Origin of the sequence: Larsenimonas rhizosphaerae, assembly GCF_023700005.1 — a bacterium.
In the GTDB taxonomy this organism is placed as follows: domain Bacteria; phylum Pseudomonadota; class Gammaproteobacteria; order Pseudomonadales; family Halomonadaceae; genus Larsenimonas; species Larsenimonas rhizosphaerae.
In genome coordinates, this window is record NZ_JAMLJK010000001.1 from 383,406 (window position 1) to 405,198 (window position 21,793).

At 60.3% G+C, this 21,793-nt stretch carries 16 protein-coding genes and 1 pseudogene; 6 read left to right on the forward strand and 11 right to left on the reverse strand.

The window, feature by feature from the left end; all coding sequences use genetic code 11:
• Positions 1 to 16: 16 nt before the first annotated feature.
• The 3 genes from NAT21_RS01715 to NAT21_RS01725 are packed head-to-tail and all read right to left on the reverse strand — an operon-like array spanning position 17 to position 2,110.
• Entirely contained in the window at positions 17 to 1,321 is a 1,305-nt protein-coding gene (locus NAT21_RS01715; RefSeq protein WP_250935182.1) for an arsenic transporter, read from the reverse strand.
• 38 nt (positions 1,322 to 1,359) lie between these two features.
• Positions 1,360 to 1,770: an arsenate reductase (glutaredoxin) gene (arsC, locus tag NAT21_RS01720; RefSeq protein WP_250935184.1), complete on the reverse strand. Its 411-nt coding sequence runs from the start codon at positions 1,768 to 1,770 to the stop codon at positions 1,360 to 1,362.
• A complete protein-coding gene (locus tag NAT21_RS01725) occupies positions 1,742 to 2,110 on the reverse strand; it encodes an ArsR/SmtB family transcription factor (RefSeq protein WP_250935187.1) in 369 nt (122 codons plus the stop codon). Before NAT21_RS01725 ends, arsC begins: the two co-directional genes overlap by 29 nt.
• 340 nt (positions 2,111 to 2,450) lie before the next feature.
• Here NAT21_RS01725 and NAT21_RS01730 point away from each other — a divergent pair, with 340 nt between their 5' ends.
• The 3 genes from NAT21_RS01730 to NAT21_RS01740 all read left to right on the forward strand — a co-directional run bounded on the left by NAT21_RS01730 (position 2,451) and on the right by NAT21_RS01740 (position 6,129).
• On the forward strand, positions 2,451 to 2,702 hold the full coding sequence (locus tag NAT21_RS01730) for a hypothetical protein (RefSeq protein ID WP_250935189.1): 252 nt from the start codon (positions 2,451 to 2,453) through the stop codon (positions 2,700 to 2,702).
• A 123-nt stretch (positions 2,703 to 2,825) separates the two neighbouring features.
• A complete protein-coding gene (locus NAT21_RS01735; protein WP_250935191.1) occupies positions 2,826 to 4,586 on the forward strand; it encodes a methyl-accepting chemotaxis protein in 1,761 nt (586 codons plus the stop codon).
• A 163-nt stretch (positions 4,587 to 4,749) separates the two neighbouring features.
• The gene (locus tag NAT21_RS01740; protein ID WP_250935193.1) at positions 4,750 to 6,129 is read left to right on the forward strand and encodes an N-acetylmuramoyl-L-alanine amidase; all 1,380 of its coding nucleotides are present in this window, start codon (positions 4,750 to 4,752) and stop codon (positions 6,127 to 6,129) included.
• A gap of 3 nt (positions 6,130 to 6,132) precedes the next feature.
• Here the strand turns inward: NAT21_RS01740 and NAT21_RS01745 are convergent, their stop codons facing one another.
• Together NAT21_RS01745 and NAT21_RS01750 are read right to left on the reverse strand one after the other, a co-directional pair.
• Positions 6,133 to 6,348 (reverse strand): hypothetical protein, encoded by a 216-nt coding sequence (locus NAT21_RS01745; protein ID WP_250935195.1) that lies wholly within the window; start codon positions 6,346 to 6,348, stop codon positions 6,133 to 6,135.
• A gap of 68 nt (positions 6,349 to 6,416) precedes the next feature.
• Positions 6,417 to 7,631 carry a CynX/NimT family MFS transporter gene (locus tag NAT21_RS01750; protein ID WP_250935197.1) on the reverse strand — a complete coding sequence of 405 codons (1,215 nt, stop codon included), beginning with the start codon at positions 7,629 to 7,631 and terminating at the stop codon, positions 6,417 to 6,419.
• Between the two features lie 209 nt (positions 7,632 to 7,840).
• Between NAT21_RS01750 and egtB the strand changes: the two genes are divergently transcribed.
• Both egtB and egtD read left to right on the forward strand, forming a co-directional pair.
• Entirely contained in the window at positions 7,841 to 9,142 is a 1,302-nt protein-coding gene (gene egtB, locus NAT21_RS01755) for an ergothioneine biosynthesis protein EgtB (RefSeq protein WP_250935198.1), read from the forward strand.
• 48 nt (positions 9,143 to 9,190) lie between these two features.
• On the forward strand, positions 9,191 to 10,168 hold the full coding sequence (gene egtD, locus NAT21_RS01760; RefSeq protein ID WP_250935199.1) for an L-histidine N(alpha)-methyltransferase: 978 nt from the start codon (positions 9,191 to 9,193) through the stop codon (positions 10,166 to 10,168).
• A gap of 66 nt (positions 10,169 to 10,234) precedes the next feature.
• On the opposite strand, the gene NAT21_RS01765 is transcribed toward egtD, so the two are convergent.
• A complete protein-coding gene (locus NAT21_RS01765; protein WP_250935200.1) occupies positions 10,235 to 11,428 on the reverse strand; it encodes an L-dopachrome tautomerase-related protein in 1,194 nt (397 codons plus the stop codon).
• Positions 11,429 to 11,563: 135 nt separating this feature from the next.
• On the opposite strand from NAT21_RS01765, the gene NAT21_RS01770 reads away from it, so the two are divergent.
• Positions 11,564 to 13,813 (forward strand): glycoside hydrolase family 3 N-terminal domain-containing protein, encoded by a 2,250-nt coding sequence (locus NAT21_RS01770; RefSeq protein WP_284732693.1) that lies wholly within the window; start codon positions 11,564 to 11,566, stop codon positions 13,811 to 13,813.
• A gap of 552 nt (positions 13,814 to 14,365) precedes the next feature.
• Here NAT21_RS01770 and NAT21_RS01775 read toward each other — a convergent pair.
• From NAT21_RS01775 to NAT21_RS01795, 5 genes and pseudogenes are all read right to left on the reverse strand, one after another.
• Positions 14,366 to 15,307: an ATP-grasp fold amidoligase family protein gene (locus tag NAT21_RS01775; protein WP_250935202.1), complete on the reverse strand. Its 942-nt coding sequence runs from the start codon at positions 15,305 to 15,307 to the stop codon at positions 14,366 to 14,368.
• Positions 15,308 to 15,826: 519 nt separating this feature from the next.
• Complete coding sequence (locus NAT21_RS01780) at positions 15,827 to 17,404, reverse strand: aldehyde dehydrogenase (NADP(+)) (protein ID WP_250937948.1); 1,578 nt, start codon at positions 17,402 to 17,404, stop codon at positions 15,827 to 15,829.
• Positions 17,405 to 17,470: 66 nt separating this feature from the next.
• Positions 17,471 to 18,436 (reverse strand): annotated as a pseudogene (gene araD1 / locus NAT21_RS01785) (AraD1 family protein); the annotation flags it as partial.
• A gap of 63 nt (positions 18,437 to 18,499) precedes the next feature.
• Positions 18,500 to 20,248, reverse strand: coding sequence for an IlvD/Edd family dehydratase (locus NAT21_RS01790; RefSeq protein WP_250935203.1), 1,749 nt, complete (start codon positions 20,246 to 20,248; stop codon positions 18,500 to 18,502).
• Between the two features lie 84 nt (positions 20,249 to 20,332).
• Positions 20,333 to 21,730 carry a GntP family permease gene (locus tag NAT21_RS01795; protein WP_250935204.1) on the reverse strand — a complete coding sequence of 466 codons (1,398 nt, stop codon included), beginning with the start codon at positions 21,728 to 21,730 and terminating at the stop codon, positions 20,333 to 20,335.
• Between the last annotated feature and the right edge of the window lie 63 nt (positions 21,731 to 21,793).

The window sequence follows — 21,793 nt, forward strand, 5'->3', positions numbered from 1 at the left end:
CCGTGCCGGGCCTTCGTCAATGATGAAGCAGCCATACCCAGCCCAGCAGCGCCAGAAGGGAAGACAACAGCACCAGCGGTGTCAGAATCAGCCCTGTCTTCATGTACTGTCCCCAGCCGATGTGGTGCCCCTTGCCGCTGAGCACATGCAGCCACAGCAGAGTGGCCAGACTGCCGATCGGTGTCAGTTTGGGCCCCAGGTCGTTGCCGATCACATTGGCATAGACCATCAGTTCACGCGTCAGTGACGATACCTGGGCCTGATCTATGGCCAGCGCCCCGATCAGGGTCGATGGCATGTTATTGACAATCGACGCCTGAAGCGCCGCGGCGATACCGGTACCCAGAGTGGCGACTGCCGGACCATGGCTGCCAAGCCAGGTCAGGGCCATGGCGGCATATTCCGTCAGCCATGCCTGCCCCAGGCCATATACCACGAGATACATTCCCATCGAAAAAAGCACGATCTGCCAGGGAGCCGAAATCAGCACCTGGCGAACCGAAATGACCGGTGCTGCGCGAACCCCCACCCGGCCGGCGATGGCCAGCAGTATCAGAGCCGCCGGCACCATCAGGACACTGACCGGCCACTGCTGGTGTGCTGTCAGAAACAGGGCCGCGATCAGCAGTCCCAGAAGTGGAAACGCGGCGAAGAATACCGCCCGGTCCCGCAGGGCAGAGGCCGGACGCTCAAGGGTTTCCAGCGAGTAGCGGCCTGGCAGGGCACGCCTGAAAAAGCACCAGAGCACCAGCAGGGTAGCGGCAAGCGAGACCAGATTGACCGGTACCATCACCAGAGCGTATCGGGTGAAGGACACGTCAAAGAAGTTGGCGCTGACAATATTGACCAGGTTGGAGATGACCAGCGGCAGGCTGGTGGTGTCGGCCACGAACCCGGTGGCAATGATGAACGCGAACGAGGCGGCCGGTGATACGTTCAACCGGGTCAGGATGGCCAGCACAATCGGTGTCAGCAGCAGCGCCGCGCCATCATTGGCAAAAAACGCTGCAATGACCGCTCCCAGTACAATGATCAGGAGAAACAGGGCGTGGCCGTTACCGCGGCCCCAGCGCGTGACATGCAGGGCCGCCCAGGCGAAGAATCCTGCTTCATCCAGAATCAGTGACAGGATGATCAGCGCCACAAACGTGAAGGTGGCGTCCCACACGATATGCCAGACCGTTTCAACATCTCCGGGGGTCACCACGCCCATGGCCAGTGCTGCCAGCGCGCCTCCAGCGGCGCTCCAGCCAATACCCAGCCCCCTGGGCTGCCAGATCACCAGCGTCAATGTGATGATGAAAATAATGAAAGCTGTCATGCCGCATTCTTCCCGATGTGGTGCGTGATCAATGCTTGTCAGGGCGCTGAAGGAAAGACAATCGTGTCGCCATCTTCCTTGGTAAAGGAGGTCACCGGGGTATCCAGCAGGGGCATGACGGCCTCGGAGGGGCGACACAGTCGGGTGCCGCGGGGGGTCACCACGATGGGGCGGTTGATCAGCACGGGATTCGCCAGCATGGCATCAATCAGATGTTCATCGGAAAGCATCGGATCATCCAGCCCCAGAGTGGTATAAACCGATTCCTTTTGGCGCAACAGCTCGCGAGGCGCCATGTTCATGTCGGCCAGTAACCGAACCAGCGTGGGGCGATCGGGCGGGGTCGTCATGTATTCTATGACCTGCGGTGCCTGCTGCGAGGCGTGCATGATGGCCAGTGTATTGCGGGACGTCCCGCAGTCAGGGTTGTGATAGATCCGGCTGGTCATGGGGGTCTCCCGTGTGGGTAGAAGATAGGCTGCCTGCGGGCTGGCACAGGTCCGGATGGCCGCCACAGCAGTCGCGGGCCAGAAAGTCGATCATGTCATTCACGCGCTCCAGCCGGGCCTGATAGATCATCAGGCGGCTCTGGCGCTGGCTGGAGACCAGTCCTGCCCGCTCAAGCACCGCCAGGTGAGAGGACATGGTGTTATGTGGAACATCCAGTCGGCGGGCGATATCCCCTGCGGGCAAGCCTGCCGGCAGGTGAGTGACCAGCAATCGAAACGCAGCCAGTCGTGTGGGCTGGGCCAGCGCGGCAAACAGAGGTACGGCATCATTTGAGTCCATGTGTCCAAGTTTATGGACATATGGCGCGCAGCGCAATCCACTGTTTGAAGGTACCGCACGGTAGTGTGATGCGGGCGGGGGAAGCAGGAAGTGGTGCCGAAATAAAGCAATATCCGGTTGCTCTCCCGGCACCGCGCATCCATGCGAAATGACACCATACCCGTCGCCATGGACTGACCCCCTTAACCTGCAGCAAGGGGTTACATAACGACAAGAATTCGCATGATATGTCCAGGGAGTTCCTTTCACCGACATAAAAACGGCCCGGTTGGCAGGTGCACTGAGAGCGAACCTGCCAACCGGGCCGTAAGATAAGACACACGTCCTGTGTAAAACATCCATGTCACCCGACATCCTGTCAGGTTTCTTTTCAGGCAATCCCATCGATGCGCTGAAGTATGTGCCTGAACTCCGTTGGCAGCGAGATAATCCTTGCTATCACCGAGGGCATTTTTCACTTGAATACGCTATCGACAACAGTCATGAGCCGCTTGCCACGGGGGCTCCGGGCCATGACGACAGGCACTGGCAGATGGGCACTGACATCCTGACAGGTTCTTTAGCAATTACTGCTCCAGTTTTTGCGCGCTGAGCCGTAACTCCCAGAGAGTAAGCCAGGCACTGGATCGTGCGGTGGCTACATCACCCATTATCACTGCAGCGTGCCCGAGCGCTTGAAAATCCCTCGAGTGCCTGAATTCGGAGAGACCGTCTCATGTTTCTGAATCGAAGCGTCAAGTTACGCCTGGCTGCCAGTCTGGGCTTGTGTGTCGCCCTGCTGGTGGGGGTGGGAGCCCTGGGTATCTACTCTTCCCGGCAGGGGCAGGAAGATCTGCGCGACACCTATACCAATAACCTTATCCCCATTCAGATGCTTGGCGTGGTAAACAACGGCATCCTGATGAACCGTATTCAGCTTAATGCAGCCCTGATCAACGAAGACCCCGCCCTGATCCCGGCTATAAGGGCCAAGGTGGATGCCCAGGTTCAGAAAGTGGATGGCGACTGGGCCAAATACAAGAAGGCGAGTGTGCCTGATGCTCGTGAGCAGGGCGCACGAAACAGCTATGAACAGCATGTTGCCACCCTGCGTAACAACTTTAACCACGCCCTGGACCTCGCCGCTGCCGGTCAGTTTGCAGAGGCCGAGCGCGTACTCAGTGATGAAGTACGTGCCGACTACGGTCTGGTGCTTGCCGATCTGGAGCAGGTCATCGACTCCAACGTGGACGCGGCAGCAGAAAATTTCGAAACCGGTCAGTCCGACTATGCCTTCATGAGCACCCTGCTGATGGGCACCATGGCGCTGGCCATTGGTCTTGCGATCGCTCTGGCGTTCTGGCTGATCCGCGGCATCATGATGCCGCTGAGCAAGGCGCGTGAATTTGCCGAATCCCTCGCTGAAGGGCGGCTGGATGCGGATATCGATGTGACCTGCAAGGATGAATTCGGCGATATGCTGGGCGCCCTGCAGGGCATGAAGCTCAAGCTGGCCGAGGTGGTCAACGCGGTACGGCTCAATGCTGATTCCGTCAGCATGTCGTCGGCGGAAATCAGTCAGGGCAACAATGACCTGAACCGTCGTACCCAGGAGCAGGCAGCAAGCCTTGAAGAAACGGCGGCCTCGATGGAGGAGATCACCACCACGGTACGCCAGAATGCCGATAATGCCACGCGGGCTGATGAACTGGTCAACGGAGTGAGTCAGAAGGCAGAGAACGGCGGTCGCGTTGCGCAGGAAGCTGTCGGTGCGATGTCCGAGATCAGTGCCTCCAGCCAGCAGATCGCCGGTATCGTGGGCATGATCGATACCATTGCCTTCCAAACCAACCTGCTGGCACTGAATGCTGCCGTTGAAGCCGCGCGTGCCGGTGAACAGGGGCGTGGGTTTGCCGTTGTGGCCTCTGAAGTACGAACACTGGCCAGCCGCAGTGCCGATGCCGCGCGTGAAATCAAGCAGTTGGTCGAGCAGAGTGTGGTGCGGGTAGAAGCCGGTTCGGCGCTGGTGGTGACGGCTGGACAAAGCCTGGATGAAATCTCCAGTGGCGTCAGTCAGGTACGTACCCTGGTCAGTGAAATCGCGACTGCCAGCAAGGAGCAGGCGCAGGGGATCGACCAGATCAATACGGCCATCTCCCAGATGGATGGCGTGACACAGCAAAATGCCAGCCTGGTCGAGCAGTCTACTGCTGCCAGCCAGTCACTGGAAGATCAGGCCCGCGAACTGCTTCAGCAGATGGCTTTCTTCAAGGTGGACAATACCCGCCCCATGACTCCGAAGCGCCCGGCGGTCAAGGCCGATTCCCCCTCCAGGTCGCATCAGCCGGCAGCACCGTCCAGGCCTGTTGCCAAAAAGCCGACCGCAACGCGCGCACTGGCTCCGGCGAGCAGCGCCCCGGTAGCCAAAACGCCCGCCCAGCCCGCCAAACGATCAGTGGCAACGGTCGACAACGACGACGACTGGACCGAGTTCTAACCCCGTTTTATTGTACTCAGGGCTGCCTTCGGGCAGCCCTTTTTCGTGGTCGCGCAACAATTACTCACAGCGTTGTGCGCCTTGCTGACAGGACACCCCTATTCGGGTGGACACGGCGATGGTATTTTCTGCTCCCTTTGTTGCTCAACAAGATTATTTCGGTATGTCATTGCTTTGTCGTGGTTTAACTGTGTGTCTGGGGCTGATGGTGCTGGTCTGTGGGCCTGCTCTGGCAGGCGAGGTGTCGTCGATTCAGGTCCGTCACGGTGACGGCACCACGGTAGTGGATCTTCAGGTTTCGTCATCCACTGACCCCTCCCTGTTTACGCTTGAGAATCCCCAGCGTCTGGTACTGGACCTGCCAGGAACGACACTGGGCACGGCCGAGCCATCCAGCAGTGCCTTCGATGGGACGGTGATAGACGGTGTGCGTTCCGGTACGCGCCACGGACGTGACCTTCGCATGGTCTTTGATCTGAACGCCGCCCCCGGCCGGCCGGAAATTGATACGGAATCCACCGGGCGTGGCGAGCATATCCGGGTCAGCCTGACCTCCAGTGACCCGATCAGGACCCTGGCCGATCAGCAGTCGGCGAGCACGCCAGCCCATCCGGCCACACCCGCTGCGGGGGGAGTGCGCGATATCGTGGTGGCCATCGACCCCGGTCACGGCGGTCATGATCCGGGAGCCCATGGCGACAATGGTGTGCAGGAAAAGACGGTAGTGCTCGGAATTGCTCGCCAGGTGGTGGCGACGCTGAACCGCACACCGGGATTTGATGCCTTTCTGACCCGTACCGGGGATTACTTCATCCCGCTTGAAAAGCGTGTTGATATCGCCCGGCGTCACAAGGCCGACTTTTTTGTATCAATACATGCCAACACGGTCAGCTCTTCCAGGCCGCGGGGTACGATGGTCTTTGCCCTGTCGCCGCACGGCGCATCGTCTACCATGGCCAGCTGGATGGCCGCACGGGAAAACCATTCGAGCATGGTCGGAGGCAACGGCACGCCGTTGTCATTGAAGGGGCGCAGCAAGGAGATTCGTCAGACGCTGGTGGATCTGAGTCTTGAAAGCAAGATCAGTGATTCGCTGTCAGCCGGTCGGGATCTGCTCAAACAGATCGGCAAGGTCAACCGCATCTTCAAGTCCAGTGTGGAGCAGGCCAACTTCGCCGTACTGCGCTCACCGGATATTCCGTCCCTGCTGGTGGAAACCGATTTTCTGTCGAATGCGGCGGGGGAGCGCCTGCTGGCTTCGAGCAGTTTTCAGCACAATATGGGGCGTGCAATTGCCGATGGCATCGAGGATCACTTCACGCACCTGCCACCTATGGGCTCCCTGCTGGCCTGGCAGAAGGAGCATCCTGGCGAACCGGTGCCTGGCGGAGGAAGGAATCGCTATACCGTGCGCCCGGGGGATTCCCTGTCAGTGATTGCCGCACGCCATGACGTCAGCACTCGCACGCTGAAGCAGGCCAACCACCTTGCCGGTGGCCGGGCCATTCAGCCAGGCGATACGCTGATCATTCCCAGTGCCTGAATCTCAGTGACGCTGGCCTGATCTGCTGCGGCGAAGCGCGGTGATGCCCAGTACGGCAGTGGTACTGAACCAGGCACACAGACCCAGGCCGGCAACCTGCCATCGCAGGGCCAGAGGCCAGTCATAAAAGAAGAAATTATCGAGGATGACGCTGCTGGTCAGGTATCCCATCAGCAGCACCATCGCGCCGGTGAAGGCGGCATGAGTGATAGTGTTCATGGTGGTGTCTCCCGGGTGAACGCGGGCCGGGGCAACAGGGAGCGTCCGCTGTCGGTCAGGCCACGAGGCTATTTACGGCCTCGATCGGCTGGGCTTGATGCCTTGACCTCCACCAGGTGAGGGCGACCGATCAGAACGCCCGCCACGCTTTGCCCGATCAGGAACACGATCATCATGACCAGCGATGCCTGCCACCGGCCGGTCAGGCTGTGCAGCATGCCGAACAGCAGCGGCCCGCAGGCCGCCATGAGATAGCCCACACTTTGTGCCATGCCGGACAGCGCTGCGGTATGCTCGGCATGACGAACCCGCAGTACGATCAGCGTCAGGGAAATGGCAAAACAGCCCCCCTGACCGGTGCCCAGCAGTACCGCCCACAGCAGGGGCTGTGCCGTGGGGGCCAGCAGCAGGCCTGCCAGCGCTGTGCCGATCAGGGCGGTCAGTATCAGAATGAACAGGCTGTGGCGCGCTCTGCGCGCGGCCGTGCGGGCCACGATGTAGCTCACCGGCATGCTGACCAGATTGATGGTGGAGACCATCAGCGCGGCCCTGTCAGCACTGACGCCGGCATCGATCACGACCTTGGCAAGCCAGGTCTGCATCGTATAAAACCCCAGCGATTGCAGTCCCATGAAGCAGGTCAGTGTCCAGGCCACTCGACTTTTGAGCAGAGCGGTAATCGGGACCGGTGTTTCCGCGTTGTCACGCCCTTGTCTGGCGCTTCCAAACCATGCCCAGATGGCAAAGGCCGGCAGGGCGAGCAGGGCCCACAGCCGGATCGGGGCCGTCCAGGTGCCGAAGGCATGGGTCAGCATGACCGCGGTGCCGGAACCCAGCGTAGCGCCGATGCCCAGCACGACGGTATAAATCCCCATGGTTGGTCCGATGCGTTCCGGTCTATCGCGCTTTACCAGCCCTGGCATGAATACGTTGCCGCAGGCAATGCCAAAGCCCGCCAGTATCGTTCCCGCCATCATGAGGCTGATGCTTGGCACGCTTCGAAACAGCCCCCCTACTGCCACGGCGATCATCGCCAGGGCCAGCGCGCGGTCGAGCCCCAGTCGACCGGCCACCATCGGTGCCAACGGAGAAAGCAGGCCGAAGCACAGAATCATCAGGGTCGTGAGCAGGCTGGCGGTGCTGGTACCGATCGACAACGTCGACATGATGGGTTCCAGGATGGGGCCGATGACCACAATCGGCGCCCGCAGATTAAGGGCAATCAGTACGAAGGCAACCAGCCACAGTGAGGAGGGCATGGAACGTGATGTTGACGCAGACATGACAGCTCGATGAACGAAGGGACCGGCGCATTCTAGCATGTGGTTCCTTGCCGCGAGGCGCCCGGAGCCGTCATGGGATTGTTCTTTGGTGGAAGGACACCGGGATGGTTACGAAACACTACATCCAAAATTCCGGGCCTGGCTACGCTGAAGGGATGGCGTCGTGCAGCGTCACGGTGCGCAAATGAAATGCTGGTCTGGAGGAAGTGATGTCGCAATCAGGTTCACGGACGTCTGTTCCCGATGAAACGCCCTGCGTGGACACATGGCTGACGCGCTATCGGCAGGTGCGCGAGGCGTCCGAGGCGATATGCCGACCGCTGGCGTGCGAAGATTATGTGATTCAGAGCATGCCGGATGTTAGTCCGCCCAAATGGCATCTGGCCCATGTCAGCTGGTTTTTTGAAGCCTTCCTGCTCAAGCCTTTCCTGCCCGGGTATACCCCGATCGACCCGGCCTTCGATTACCTGTTCAATTCCTATTATGAAACGCACGGTGCGCCCTTTCCCCGCGCACTGAGGGGAACCATGTCACGTCCCACCGTGGCGGAGGTGCATGCCTTTCGTGCGCACGTCGACCAGGCGATGACCGCTCTGCTGAGTGAACCGCCGGAAGATGCTCGGGAAGAGATCATGCATCGGGTCGAACTGGGACTGCATCATGAACAGCAGCATCAGGAGCTGCTCGTGATGGATATCAAGCACATTCTGGGTATGAATCCCCTGCATCCGGTCTACCGTAGCGACGCCGCCAGACCCTCGGCTGATGCGGCCGGGCCTCAGGGCTGGGTGGATTTTCCCGAAGGCGTACGCCAGATCGGGCGTGACCCGGAAACCGGCTTTACCTTCGACTGTGAAACACCACGGCACCGGGTATATCAAGCGGCCTTTTCGCTGGCGCGCCGTCCGGTAACCAACGCCGAGTACATGGCCTTCATGGCCGATGGCGGTTATGAGCGCACTGAACTCTGGCTATCCGATGGCTGGGCGGCTCGTCGCAGCCATGGCTGGACGGCACCGCTTTACTGGTCGCGTCACGACGGCGTATGGCACCACATGACGCTGGGTGGGCTGAAGCCCGTCGACCCGGACGCTCCGGTATGCCATGTCAGCTTCTTTGAAGCAGATGCCTTTGCCCGCTGGGCCGGTGCCCGACTGCCTGTCGAAGCCGAATGGGAAATCGCCGCGCAGGAGTATCCGGTCGCCGGGCATTTTCAGGGACAGGGGCAGTATCAACCGGTAGCCGCTGCCGCAAGTGATGAGGCCCTGGTACAGATGTACGGCGATATCTGGGAATGGACAGCCAGTGCCTTTCGTCCCTATCCGGGGTTTGCCCCTCTGCCGGGAACACTTGGTGAATACAACGGCAAGTTCATGTCCGGCCAGATGGTTCTGCGCGGTGGCTGCTGCGCGACACCTGAGCATCATGTTCGTGACAGCTACCGCAACTTCTTTCCCCCCGATGCCCGCTGGGCCTTTTCAGGTCTCAGGCTGGCGCGGGATCTGACGTAATTGCCGGCCCGCCTCCGGCGGGCCTTGACCTCTTGCAGGAGTTGTACCATGGAAACCGCAGTGTGCTTTCACGATCAGCAGGACACGATTGATCCATGCAATACCTTTCTGGAAGACGCCATTGCCGGGCTGACCGACTCGCCCAAGTGGGCCTCCCCCAAGTACTTTTATGATCATCACGGCTCGGAGCTGTTTGACCGGATATGTCGCCAGCCCGAGTACTATCTGACACGTGCGGAAGAAGAGATTCTGACGGATCACGCCGAGGACATTGCCCGCATCATCGGGCCGGGCGCGACACTGGTCGAACTGGGCAGCGGGGCGAGCCGCAAGGTGCGCACGCTGCTGGAGGCGACCCGCCCGGACCATTACCTCGGGGTGGATATCTCCCGTGCCTTTCTGCTGGAAAGCACCCGCCGGCTGGCAGCTGACTACCCCTGGCTTGATGTGCATGCCTCCTGCGCGGATTACAGCACACCGCTGCGATTGCCCGAGGCGCTGAAGGGGGCCGGCCATCCGGTGGCCTTTTTCCCCGGTTCCAGTATCGGTAACTTCGAGCCCGCCGAGGCGTTGCAGTTTTTGATCAATCTACGCTCCATGCTCACTGAGGGTGGCGGGCTGTTGATCGGAATCGACCGAATGAAGTCCCCGGATATTCTGGAGGCGGCCTACAACGATGCCGCCGGTGTGACTGCCGCGTTCAATCGAAACCTGCTGACGCGCTATGCCAATGAGCTGGGCAGCGATATCGACCCGGAGCGCTTTACGCATCACGCCTTTCTGAACCAGGCGCATTCGCGCATCGAAATGCATCTGGTCAGCCAGCTTAATCAGGTGGTGATGATTGGTGGGCGCCGGATTCCCTTCCGTGAAGGCGAGAGCATCCATACGGAAAATTCGTGGAAGTATTCCGATGAAGGCTTTCTGAGCATGGCCGAGCAGGCCGGGTTTGAATCAAGGGCGTTGTGGCACGATCAAAATCGGTTGTTCAGCGTGCATTATCTGGTTCGCTCGGAAGCTATCTGACCGGTAAGTGTCGCTGTCCTGCCCCCTGCGCCGGGAGGTTCCGGTGCAGGGGACAGGAACGGGGCATCAGCGGTTTTCAGGCGCGACCGGCTCGGCGTCCATATCAAGGCGGTAGAGCATGTAAGGCGGCTGGCGCAGGTCCCTGCCCTGATTGAAGGCGGCCTGACGGTGAAGCTGGTTGGCGGTTACGTATACCCCATCCGGGCCAATGGACAGCGTGTCAGGCCATAGCAGGCGAGGATCATGGGCGATGGTGCTCCAGTCGCCGGTGCGAGTGTCCAGCCGGTGGATGGCATTATGCTCGTAATCCGTGGCGTATAGATGCCCGCTGTTATCCATGATCATCCCGTCCGAGGCACCCTTTTCCCCAAGATCAGTCACAGTGCGCGCCGCCTCTTCCTCGGTGATATGGCGATCCAGCAGGGTAGCTGTCGGGACGCTGTAAAGGTGTCGACCGGTCAGTGCCGAGTAATAGAGGGTGCTGCCGTCCGGCGACAGGGCGATGCCATCGGCAGGCACTCGGCGTACGACCTGCTGCCCGTCCTTGCCTGTGGCGGTCATGCGCCGGCCTTCGACGATGGGCACCATGGCCGGGTCCGCCTGGGTCGATGGGTGACCGTCCAGAACGCGCCAGGCGTCTCCGCTGGCCAGATCCATCACGATGATGGCGCCAGGGCCGGTAAACGAGGAGTCGGTCATGTACGCCACGCCGGCCTTGCCCTTGCTGAAATCAAAACGCATATCGTTCAGGTAGGTCGTCGCGGTGGCTGCCTCGGGCGGTACCGGCAGCGTTCGCACGACCGTATTGTCCGCCAGTCGCACGGCCACCAGTTTCGGCCCACCCTTGACCTGACCGCTGGCGGCATAGCCCTTGTCGGGCAATGTGCCGGTATCCAGCAGCCAGACATTGCCATCTCCCGGTGCCACGACGCTTTGAACACTGATCAGTGCATCGTTCGGATGCTGGATGTCCGGGCGATTGATGGCCTTGCTCGGCCAGGGGATTTCCCGGCCATCCTTCAGTTCAGCCACTGTAAAGGCGTTGCCGTCGCCCCAGCGGGGGTAGCTTGCAAAGCGGCGACCATCACGAGTTACGGTGATCCCCGTGGGCATTTGGTCATGAAAGGCGAAAACCGGAATCAACTGCCCTGCGGGTCGATCTGTCGCCACGTCAGAGGTGGCCGGTTCAGCTGCCCATGCCGCCAGGGGCAGGGTCAGCAGGGCAGAGGCCAGACAAAGGGATGCAGAGGTAAGGCGCATGGAACGGGGGTGTCCTGTATCGAAGGTATCGTGGCAGTGTAGACCGCCTCATCCTGCTTCGTCAGGCCGCTGGCCTGACCGGCGCTGGTGAGCCAGGGTGAATCATGCCGGTCAACAGGCAGGGGCGAGATGATGATGCGTCCCGGTTGGCCCCTTGTTTCATCCGTTCTGGCCAGGGAGCATGTCATGGCATCCACCTTCATGAACTTGTCCGCCGAGCACCGCGAGCATATCGACCGCGAGGTCGAACAGTGGCTGTCTCGCATGACGCTCGAGGAAAAAGTGGGGCAGATGACCCAGTTTTCCAGTGATAGAGATACCACCGGCCCTTCGCTCAAGGAGGATGTCGAAGAGGAGATCAAGGCCGGCCGGGTCGGGTCGGTATTCAATGCCTTCGATGCCGACTTCACTCGCAGGCTTCAACAGCAGGCCGTCGAACATACACGCCTTGGTATTCCGTTGTTGTTTGGTTATGACGTCATTCACGGGTTTCGCACCATCTTCCCGATCCCACTGGCGCAGGCGGCCAGTTTTGACATGGATGCGATCGAAGCCGCCAGCCGCATTGCCGCCGCGGAAGCCAGTGCTGCCGGGCTGCACTGGGCCTTTACACCGATGGTCGACATCACTCGGGATCCGCGCTGGGGCCGGGTGATGGAAGGTGCCGGCGAGGATACCCTGCTTGGCTGTCGCGTGGCGCGGGCGCAGGTCCGCGGGCTGCAGGGGAGCGCACCCGACGAGGTGGATACCGTCGCGGCCTGCGTAAAGCACTTTGCCGGGTATGGCGCTGCGGAGGCCGGCCGGGATTACAACACCGTGGACATGTCCGAATGGCGGCTGCGTTCGGTGTACCTTCCACCGTTTCAGGCCGCCATCGATGAAGGCTGTGCATCGCTCATGACCGCCTTCAACAGCCTCAACGGCGTACCGGCCTCCTGTAACGGCTGGCTGCTCGAGCAGGTTCTGCGTCAGGAGTGGGGGTTCGAAGGGCTGGTCGTGACCGATTACACCGCCATCATGGAGCTGGTGCATCATGGTGTTGCCGCCGATACGCGTCAGGCAGGGCAAAAGGCCGTGCTGGCCGGGGTAGACATGGCGATGCAGGATGGCATCTTTCTGGAGCATCTTGCGGGGCTGGTTGAGGCAGGCACCGTTTCTCTTGAGCGGATAGACATGGCCGTGCGCAGGATCCTGCGCGTCAAGGCGGCTCTCGGCCTGCTGGATGATCCCTACCGTTACAGCGACCCTGCTCGGGAGCAGGCCCTGCTATTGGCCCCGGCCCACCGTCTGGCTGCCCGAGAGCTGGCTGAAAAGGCCTGCGTTCTTCTCAGGAACGAGCCTTGCGTGCTGCCCTTTTCCAACGATATACGCCGGATGGCCGTGATCGGCCCGCTGGCGCAGGATGCCGCGGCCATGCTCGGGCCGTGGCATGGCAATGGCCATGCAGAGGACGCGGTCTCGTTGCATGATGGTCTGGCACTGCGGTTGGGGGAGGCGGTGACTCTGGACTACTGTTGCGGCGTGCCGCTTGAGAGCGATGTCTCCTCCGCCGATGACATCGAAGCAGCCGCGGCACTGGCTCGTACCAGCGATGTGGTTGTTTTGGCTCTGGGGGAAGACAACAGCATGAGCGGCGAGGCGGCCAGTCGTGCTCGTATTGGCCTGCCGGGCCGCCAGATGGCGCTGGCCCGTGCGGTGATCGCCACCGGCACGCCCTGTGCCGTTGTCACATTCAGTGGCCGTCCGCTGGTGCTGAGCGATCTGGATGAGTTGCCCTGTGCGATTCTTCATGCCTGGTGGCCGGGCATCGAGGCAGGCCATGCGCTGGCGAGACTCCTGATGGGGGATGCAGGCCCCAGTGGACGCCTGCCCATGACCTTTCCGCGTGATGAAGGTCAGATTCCGATCCATTACAACGCCTTTTCCACTGGCCGCCCCCTGGATCCGGAGGAAAAATACACCTCGAAATACCTGGATATGCCCAATACACCGCTTTATCCCTTTGGGCATGGTCTGACCTACGGACAGATTGTCTATCAGCATCGAGCCCTGTCGTCCCGCTGCATCCGGGCTTCCGAGTCATTGGTGGTGAGTGTGACGGTCGCCAATACCGGTGCCCATGAGGCCACGGAAGTGGTGCAGCTTTATCTGCGAGGTCCCGCCGGTGACGTGGTCCGGCCGGTACGTGAACTGATTGATTTCAAGCGTATAACGCTTGTGCCTGGCGGCGCAGAAACAGTCTGCTTCGTGATCGAGGCGGCTTCGTTGCGGTATGAGGATGCGATGGGTAACCAGCGGCTTGATGACGGTGAATACCATCTCTACGTCGGCGGGCGGTCGGATACCTCTGATGCGATAACATTTCATTTCAATAAACAGGACTGATCTGGTCCTGTTTTACTTGCGTCAGTTAATGAGAATGGTTATCTTTTGATGGCGGTGGCGGCAACGTCACTGCCGAGGCACATGACGCATCAGGGCGTTTTGTGGCTCATCTCCTCATCAAGCTAGTCACGGTCTTTATCAGCCACCTTCGGGTGGCTTTTTTTTGGCCATCAGCGGTCCGTGTCCGCTACGCCTTCTCGGCATTGAGCAGGTTATCCAGAGGTAGCCGGTGTAGGTTCAATACAGGAGAGAGGGCCGAGAAGCGGAAAGTGATGCGGAATATGGGCGGGCATTACACTTTGTTGCAATAAAGAGGACTAATCTGGTCCTCTTTTGCTTGCGTCATTCAATGAGAATGGTTATCTTTTGATGGCGATGACGGCAACGTCACCGCTGAGACACACGACGCATCAGGGCGTTTTGTGGCTCATCTCCTCATCAAGCTAGTCACGGTCTTTATCAGCCACCCTTTGGGTGGCTTTTTTTTGGCGGGTCTTTTTTCGGCACTTCCGCCTGGACCAGGCAGCCAGAGCTGCTTTCAACGATGACGCCTTAGTTGGTGTGCTGTTGAAACGTGCCGGTCAACTGCCTCAGGCGCTTCCCCACACGATAACGGGTCGTCAGCGGTGTGCCATCTTCCGGCTCGTCCGGCCATGCAAAGTAGCTGCCCAGCACCATGTCCCAGTAAGGGTCGATAAAGCGCAGGTTGCCGCCCCCCGGGGTGAAGGTCAGCTCGCCGAAATAAACGCGCCCTTCAAACAGGTAGAAATCGACGCGGCAGTAGCCAAAGGGCGCGGCCAGCTCACGAGCCTGCTCCATCATGCGATCGAGTTCGGCCGGACGGTCGACGATTTCCGGCAAATCACTACCGGGCATCCGGTTGTTGCGGCTGAAGTGCGGGCGGCTCCAGTCGGCCAGAAACAGGTCCTGGGTCGTTTTGGCAAAGCGGCCATCAATCAGCTGGATAAACTCGAACTGCCGCTTGCCATTATTGAAGATGTGAATCTTGTAATCGGCCGGTGGCTGCCCGTTGCTGCGCAGCAGCAGCTTTTCAAAGATGATGCGGGGCGTAATGCGCTGATAATGCTTTTCATAGCGCGAATAGGCCTTTTCCATCCAGCCGTTGGCCTCTTCAGCCAGCTTCGCCAGGTCTTCCTTCGACTTGTCATGGATAATACGTACCTGGCCGGCGCCATGAGTGGACTTCATTACGAAGGACTCCGGCAGATCGGCAAAGGTATCGAGCGTGACATGACGCGTGCTTTTATACAGGGGAATAAGAGCACTCTCGCCCAGTTTCTCCTGCACATAACTGCGAACGGCAAACTTGTCCGCCAACCGTGAGAACTCGGGCAGCGGCTGATACATGCGGCAATACAGTTTTTCTGTAAAGCTGCGGGGCGTTGAAAAGCTCAACCGCCGTTTATGATTCAGCAGGTAGAGCACCCGATAACGCATTTTCTCGGTCAGACAGGAGAGAAGAAGCCGGCGCATAATAGTCGTTCCCTGTAAAGCACTTCGCGCTGTTGGGCATCAAAAGCGAGAAATGTATAAATACCTTTTAGTTACTTAAGGAAACGATATAGGGGGATTGGTTAGGGTAGTGTGCCGAATTGCTTACATATCAGCCGTTTAAATGTAAACAAGCGTTAGTGATGAGTGGCTTGGTTTAAGAGGGTGATTTTAGATGGATAGTGATGGCTCTAGTGGCTGGTACTAAAGGATTAGCTTTCTTGAGGTTGATAATAAAGTGCCAGATAAAAGCATTGTTTCAGGATATTTTGCCGAAAACTTAACCTGAGATAACAAAAAACATTAAATAAAAATTAATCGCATTAATAGGGTTTTTCAGTCTGCGTCTGCCACGCCATCAGGGTGATTTTTTTGTTTTTTCCTACCTTCCTACGCCGTCAAAGTGTGTTTTTTGATGAGCTTAATGTAAGTTGAAGTATCACGCCTGTTGCAGAAAAAGGCCCTCCCGATGGGGAGGGCCTGGCTGGATCTGCGAGGTGATCAGGCTTCTCTTTGCCCATCCACCAGACGCTTCAGTGACAGGGGATTACCTGCCTTGAGCGCTTCAGGCTGAAGCGGCTCCGGTATGTCCTGGTAGCATACGGGGCGCAGAAAACGTTCAATGGCCCCGGTGCCAACCGAGGTGGTACGGCTGTCCGAGGTAGAGGGGAAGGGCCCTCCGTGGACCATGGCATCACTGACTTCCACGCCGGTAGGCCAGCCATTGGCCAGCAGTCGGCCGGCACGACGCTCCAGGATCGGCAACAGCTGGCCGGCCGCCTGCTGGTCACCTTCATCCATGTGCAGGGTCACGGTCAGCTGGCCTTCCAGCGCGCGCGCCACGTCCCGCACTTCTTCATCACTGCTGCAGGCAACAATCAGGGAGCAGGCTCCGAAGACTTCTTCCTGCAGGGTCTTATCCGCGATCACGGCCTGCGCATCGGTCGAGAACAGCTGTGGCCGGCAGGCATTGGGCTGATCATTGCTGTCGGCCCGGGCTACGCTACGTACCTGCGAGTGAGCCGCCAAGCGAGCCACCCCCTGTTCATACGCATCATGAATGCCGGGGGTCAGCATGGTATGGGAGGGCAGTGCCTTCAGCGCGCTGGCAGCGGCGTCGATGAAGCGGTTCAGCGCCTCGCCTTCCCGTGCAATGACCAACCCTGGGCTGGTACAGAATTGACCGGCCCCCATGTTGAGTGAATTGACGAACCCTTCTGCCAGGGCCTGCGTGCGCTGCTCAAGGGCGTTACCCAGCAGGAAGACCGGGTTGATGCTGCTCATCTCGGCGTAGAAGGGAATGGGTTCCGGGCGGTTCTGTGCCAGCTGCCACAGGGCCATGCCACCGTTGCGAGAGCCGGTAAACCCTGCTGCCTTGATGGATGGGTGAGTGACCAGTGCCTGGCCGATGGCCGTATCGGCATCATAAAGCAGCGAGAATACACCTTCCGGCAGATTGCACCGTGCCACGGCCCTTTGAATGGCCTTGCCGACCAGCTCGGAGGTCCCCGGGTGGGCATTGTGCGCCTTGACGATGACCGGGCAGCCCGCCGCCAGAGCCGAAGCGGTGTCTCCTCCGGCGACGGAGAAGGCCAGTGGGAAGTTGCTGGCGCCGAAGATGGCAACCGGGCCCAGTGCGATGCTGCGTTGACGCAGATCGACACGGGGCATGGGCGTGCGCTCGGGTTGCGCCGGGTCGATGCGAACATCCAGCCATTCGCCATCGCGGACGACACGGGCAAACAGCCGGAGCTGATTACAGGTACGGCCTCGCTCACCGGTAAGGCGCGCTTCCGGAAGGCCGGATTCTGCCATGGCACGTTCGATCAATGCGTCGCCCAGGCGTTCGATTTCCTCTGCAATCGTTTCCAGAAACGAGGCTCGGGCTTCCAGCGAGGTTTCCCGGTAGGTATCCAGGGCCTCGTCGGCCAGCTGGCAGGCGCGCTTGACATCGTCCTGGCTACTGCCGGCCCATTCGGGCTCCAGTGTGTTGCCTGTCGCCGGGTTGACGGCCTGTATCGCGGACTGGCTGCCGCGCTGCTGATCCTTGCCGATCAACTGAACGCCATCTACATGCATGGAGGTATCTCCTGTTGCGAGTGTGTCGAGTGAGGAAGTCGTGCTGACGAGCGCCTTGATACGCTGAGGCGGGGTGTCATCCATCAGTGTCAGTGGGTTGCGAAGTGGCCGCCCCAGCGCCGGCAGGTGTATTTCAAACCGGTCGCCGGCAGACGGCGTGATCTGATCGGCAAAGCTCAGGGTGGCGGTACCGAAGAAATGCAGGTGGAGGTCACCCGGGCGGCGGAACAGGGCATACTTGAAATGGTGATATTCCAGGTTGGCGAGGCTGTGGGACATGTTGGCTTCGCCGGTCAGAAACGGCTTTTCCCACAGTGTTCTGCCATCGCGAATGATGCGGCTGGTGCCTTCCAGATGTGTCGGCAGCTCACCAATGAACAGCTCCGGGCCAAGACTGCAGTGACGCAGCTTGGAGTGGGCCAGCCACAGGTAGTTCTGCCGCTCGGTAACGTGATCCGAGAATTCGTTGCCGATGGCGTAGCCGATTCGCCAGGGCTGGCCCTTTTCGTCGTTGACGTAAATGCCGACCAGCTCCGGCTCTTCACCGCTGTCGAGCCCGAAGGTCGGTGTCGGGATGGCCTGTTCCGGCGATACCACGATGCTGCCATCCCCCTTGTAGAACCATTCCGGTTGTGCGCCGACCTGTCCTGTCTCGGGTTTACCGTGATCGACCCCGAGCTTGAACATTTTCATTGAATCGGTCAGCTCGCTTTCTTCCAGTGCGCCATGCATGGAGGCCCGGGTATCGGCGCTGCCCAGATGCGTCAGTCCGGTACCGGTGACGTAGCAGTGGGCCGGATCAGGGTGGGTAATGGGGCTCAGAAGCTGGCCCCCTTCAATCAGAGTGTCGTAGTCCAGGGTGTGGTCACCTGCCAGCCCGCTGATGACGGCATCAATGGGCTGGCCGCTGTCGATCGCCATCTGAACAAGGGCCAGCGTGCCGCCCTCAAATTCGATCGGGCGGACCGTGGCATGACCTTCGACTATCGCAGCGCGGGGGCCGTTGGCACTTGAGAACTGAATCAATCGCATAAGGGGTGTCTCCGACAGGGGCGCGCCCGGGCGCGCCGTGCAGGGCAGAAAATGGCGTGCCGATCAGTGAGAATGGCGGGGGACATCGGACCCGCGACATCCGCGCAGGAAGTCGAAGTCGCAGCCTTCATCGGCCTGCAGAACATGGTTGATATAAAGGCCGCGATAGCCGCCTGTGCTGGCCAGCAGACGTGAGGCTTCCCTGGGCTGGGTGTCGGCCAGACGGCTGGCAATGTCGTCATCGCTGACCTCGAGGTGCAAGCGGCCGGCCTTGCAGTCCAGTTCGATCCAGTCGCCATTCTGTACGGCGGCCAGCGGCCCACCGGCACCGGCTTCGGGCGAGACGTGGAGCACCACGGTGCCGTAGGCGGTGCCGCTCATGCGGGCATCCGAGATGCGCACCATGTCCTTCACGCCTTCAGCCAGCAGCTTGGCGGGCAGGCCCATGTTGCCTACCTCGGCCATGCCCGGATAACCGCGTGGGCCACAGTGCTTCAGGACCAGCACATCCTCGGCGGTGACATCCAGATCCGGGTCGTTGATGCGCGCCTTGTAGTCTTCAAGGTTTTCAAAGACCACTGCACGTCCCCGGTGCGTCATGAGTTCTGCCGTGGCGGCGGAGGGTTTCAGTACTGCGCCGTTGGGGGCGAGGTTGCCGCGGACAATGCAGATGCCGCCATCGGCGACCAGCGGGTTATCCAGGGGGCGAATAACGTCCTCGTTATAAAGCGGCGCGTCGCAGACGTTTTCCCACAGGGTCCGGCCGTTGACGGTCAGGGCGTCCGGGGCCGGCAGGCGGTTGTCATCCCCCAGCCGGCGCAGCACGGCCGGTAGGCCGCCCGCATAGTAGAACTCCTCCATCAGGAACCGGCCGGACGGCTGCAGATCCACGATGGTGGGTGTGTCGCGGCCGATGCGCGTCCAGTCATCCATTTCAAGCGGCACACCGATCCGTCCGGCAATGGCCTTCAGGTGGATCACGGCGTTGGTGGAGCCGCCGATGGCAGCATTGGTACGAATGGCATTTTCAAACGCACCGCGGGTCAGCACCTTCGACAGGCACAGCCCTTCATTGACCATTTCGACAATGCGGTTACCGGACAGGTGCGCCATGACCTGGCGACGGGCATCCACGGCCGGAATGGCAGCGTTGTGGGGCAGGGACACACCGAGGGATTCTGCCATGCAGGCCATGGTGGAGGCGGTCCCCATGGTATTGCAGGTGCCGGCGGAGCGGGACATGCCGGCTTCGGCGGCCATGAACTCATCCAGGCTCATCCGGCCGGATTTCACCTCTTCAGACAGCTGCCAGACGATGGTGCCCGAGCCAATGTCCTTGCCCTTGTGCTTGCCGTTGAGCATGGGGCCGCCGGAGACCACCAGTGCCGGCACATCGCAGCTGGCGGCGCCCATCAGCAGGGCGGGGGTGGTCTTGTCGCACCCGGCCATCAGCACCACGCCATCAATCGGGTTGCCGCGAATGGCTTCCTCGACATCCATGCTGGCCAGGTTGCGGGTCAGCATGGCCGTCGGCCGGAGGTTGGACTCCCCGTTGGAAAAGACCGGGAACTCGACAGGCAGGCCGCCGGCTTCCCAGATGCCGCGCTTGACGTGTTCGGCCAGCTCGCGGAAGTGAGCGTTGCAGGGGGTCAGCTCGGAATAGGTATTGCAGATGCCGATGACCGGCTTGCCGTGAAATTCATGGTCTGGCAGGCCCTGGTTTTTCATCCAGCTGCGGTACATGAAGCCGTTCTTGTCAGCGGTGCCAAACCATTCGGCACTGCGCAGGCGGGGTTTATTGTCCTGACTCATTGGTCTCTCCTCGGGCGGGCCCGGTCAAATAAAACGTGGCGCAATCATTGGGCCGGGCGGCTGCGTATGGCCGCCCTGCATCATTCAGGTGACAAAGGTGAACAGCAGCCAGGCAAGGCTGAAGGCCATCAGGGAAATGCCGACCGACATCACGCTCCAGGTGGTGAGCATGGTGCGGGTAGAGGCGCCCAGAAACCGGCCGACCAGCCAGAATCCGGAATCGTTGACGTGGGAATAGCCAATGGCACCCGCCACGATGGCGGTGGTAATGCAGGCCGCAGGCAGGCCTGCCAGTTCCGGTGAGGCCAGCACGGCGGGGGCCATGATGCCGGCGGCCGTCGTGCCGGCGACGGTGGCTGAGCCCTGGGCGATACGAATCACGGACGCGATCACGTACCCGGCCACAATCAACGACATGCCCAGTTCTTCCAGGCTGCCGGCCAGTGCCGAGCCGATGCCGCTGGCGGTCAGTACGGCGCCGAACATGCCACCGGCACCGGTAATCAGAATGATCGAACACACCGGAGCAAGGGCGTGCTCCACGATGTCATTGATCGCATCCATGCCTTCCTCGGGGCGCCGACGCAGAATCAGCAGCCACATGGCAATACAGGTACTGATCAACAGGGCCATGGGGGTCTGGCCAATCAGCATCAGTGCATTGATCAGCGAGTTGCCTTCAGGCAGCGTGCCGGAAGATACCAGGGTAGCCAGACCGGTATTCATGAAAATCAGGACCAGCGGCAGAATAAGCACCAGCAGGATCGTGCTAAAGGCCGGGGGCGGCGCATCGTCACCGTCGGTATTGCCCATCATGTCGGGGACTGGTTGAAACGCAGTACGACGGGCAAGGAACACTGACAGGCGATATCCCATGATGTACCAGGTCGGCAGCCCGACCAGCAGACCGACAAACAGCACCTGGCCGATATCGGCATTCAAAAAGACCGCAGCCGCTACCGGGCCGGGGTGAGGGGGCATCAGAGCGTGCATGACCAGACCGGCCCCGGCCACGGGCAGGCCGAACAGCAGGACCGAGCCTTTCAGCTCTCGTGCGACCGCATAGATGATCGGCAACATGACGACGTAGGCGGCATCGAGAAAGATCGGGAAGCAGAACAGCAACGCCGCAATGGATAAACCCAGCGGGGCGCGCTCGCGACCACAGATCCGAATCAGGGTATTGGACAGCACATACGCCCCCCCTGAAATGGATACGATGCGACCCAGAACGGCCCCAAAGCCGATCAGTAGGGCGACATTGCCGAGGGTCTTGCCAAACCCGCCCACCAGCGTGCCCATCAGGCTGGTCATTTCGATCCCGGTCGCCAGGGCGGTGCCAATGCTGACAACAACCAGCGCAAAGAAGGGATGCAATTTGATCCTGATGATCAGCAGCAGCAGGACCGCGATGGCAACGGCGCATACCGACAGCAGTAGTGGGGTAGATAGTGCCGTCTGAGCGGCATCCTGTGGATTCATGACACACTCCAAACCAGTCAACAGTGACTACCGACGGGAAGGCCGGGTCTGGAGGGACAGTAA

Bases quoted from the DNA above. Each gene is read 5' to 3' on its own strand.
- NAT21_RS01715 (WP_250935182.1), bottom strand. From the start codon at position 1,321: ATGACAGCTTTCATTATTTTCATCATCACATTGACGCTGGTGATCTGG.
- arsC (WP_250935184.1), bottom strand. From the start codon at position 1,770: ATGACCAGCCGGATCTATCACAACCCTGACTGCGGGACGTCCCGCAAT.
- NAT21_RS01725 (WP_250935187.1), bottom strand. From the start codon at position 2,110: ATGGACTCAAATGATGCCGTACCTCTGTTTGCCGCGCTGGCCCAGCCC.
- NAT21_RS01730 (WP_250935189.1), top strand. From the start codon at position 2,451: ATGTCACCCGACATCCTGTCAGGTTTCTTTTCAGGCAATCCCATCGAT.
- NAT21_RS01735 (WP_250935191.1), top strand. From the start codon at position 2,826: ATGTTTCTGAATCGAAGCGTCAAGTTACGCCTGGCTGCCAGTCTGGGC.
- NAT21_RS01740 (WP_250935193.1), top strand. From the start codon at position 4,750: ATGTCATTGCTTTGTCGTGGTTTAACTGTGTGTCTGGGGCTGATGGTG.
- NAT21_RS01745 (WP_250935195.1), bottom strand. From the start codon at position 6,348: ATGAACACTATCACTCATGCCGCCTTCACCGGCGCGATGGTGCTGCTG.
- NAT21_RS01750 (WP_250935197.1), bottom strand. From the start codon at position 7,631: ATGTCTGCGTCAACATCACGTTCCATGCCCTCCTCACTGTGGCTGGTT.
- egtB (WP_250935198.1), top strand. From the start codon at position 7,841: ATGTCGCAATCAGGTTCACGGACGTCTGTTCCCGATGAAACGCCCTGC.
- egtD (WP_250935199.1), top strand. From the start codon at position 9,191: ATGGAAACCGCAGTGTGCTTTCACGATCAGCAGGACACGATTGATCCA.
- NAT21_RS01765 (WP_250935200.1), bottom strand. From the start codon at position 11,428: ATGCGCCTTACCTCTGCATCCCTTTGTCTGGCCTCTGCCCTGCTGACC.
- NAT21_RS01770 (WP_284732693.1), top strand. From the start codon at position 11,564: ATGCGTCCCGGTTGGCCCCTTGTTTCATCCGTTCTGGCCAGGGAGCAT.
- NAT21_RS01775 (WP_250935202.1), bottom strand. From the start codon at position 15,307: ATGCGCCGGCTTCTTCTCTCCTGTCTGACCGAGAAAATGCGTTATCGG.
- NAT21_RS01780 (WP_250937948.1), bottom strand. From the start codon at position 17,404: ATGCATGTAGATGGCGTTCAGTTGATCGGCAAGGATCAGCAGCGCGGC.
- NAT21_RS01790 (WP_250935203.1), bottom strand. From the start codon at position 20,248: ATGAGTCAGGACAATAAACCCCGCCTGCGCAGTGCCGAATGGTTTGGC.
- NAT21_RS01795 (WP_250935204.1), bottom strand. From the start codon at position 21,730: ATGAATCCACAGGATGCCGCTCAGACGGCACTATCTACCCCACTACTG.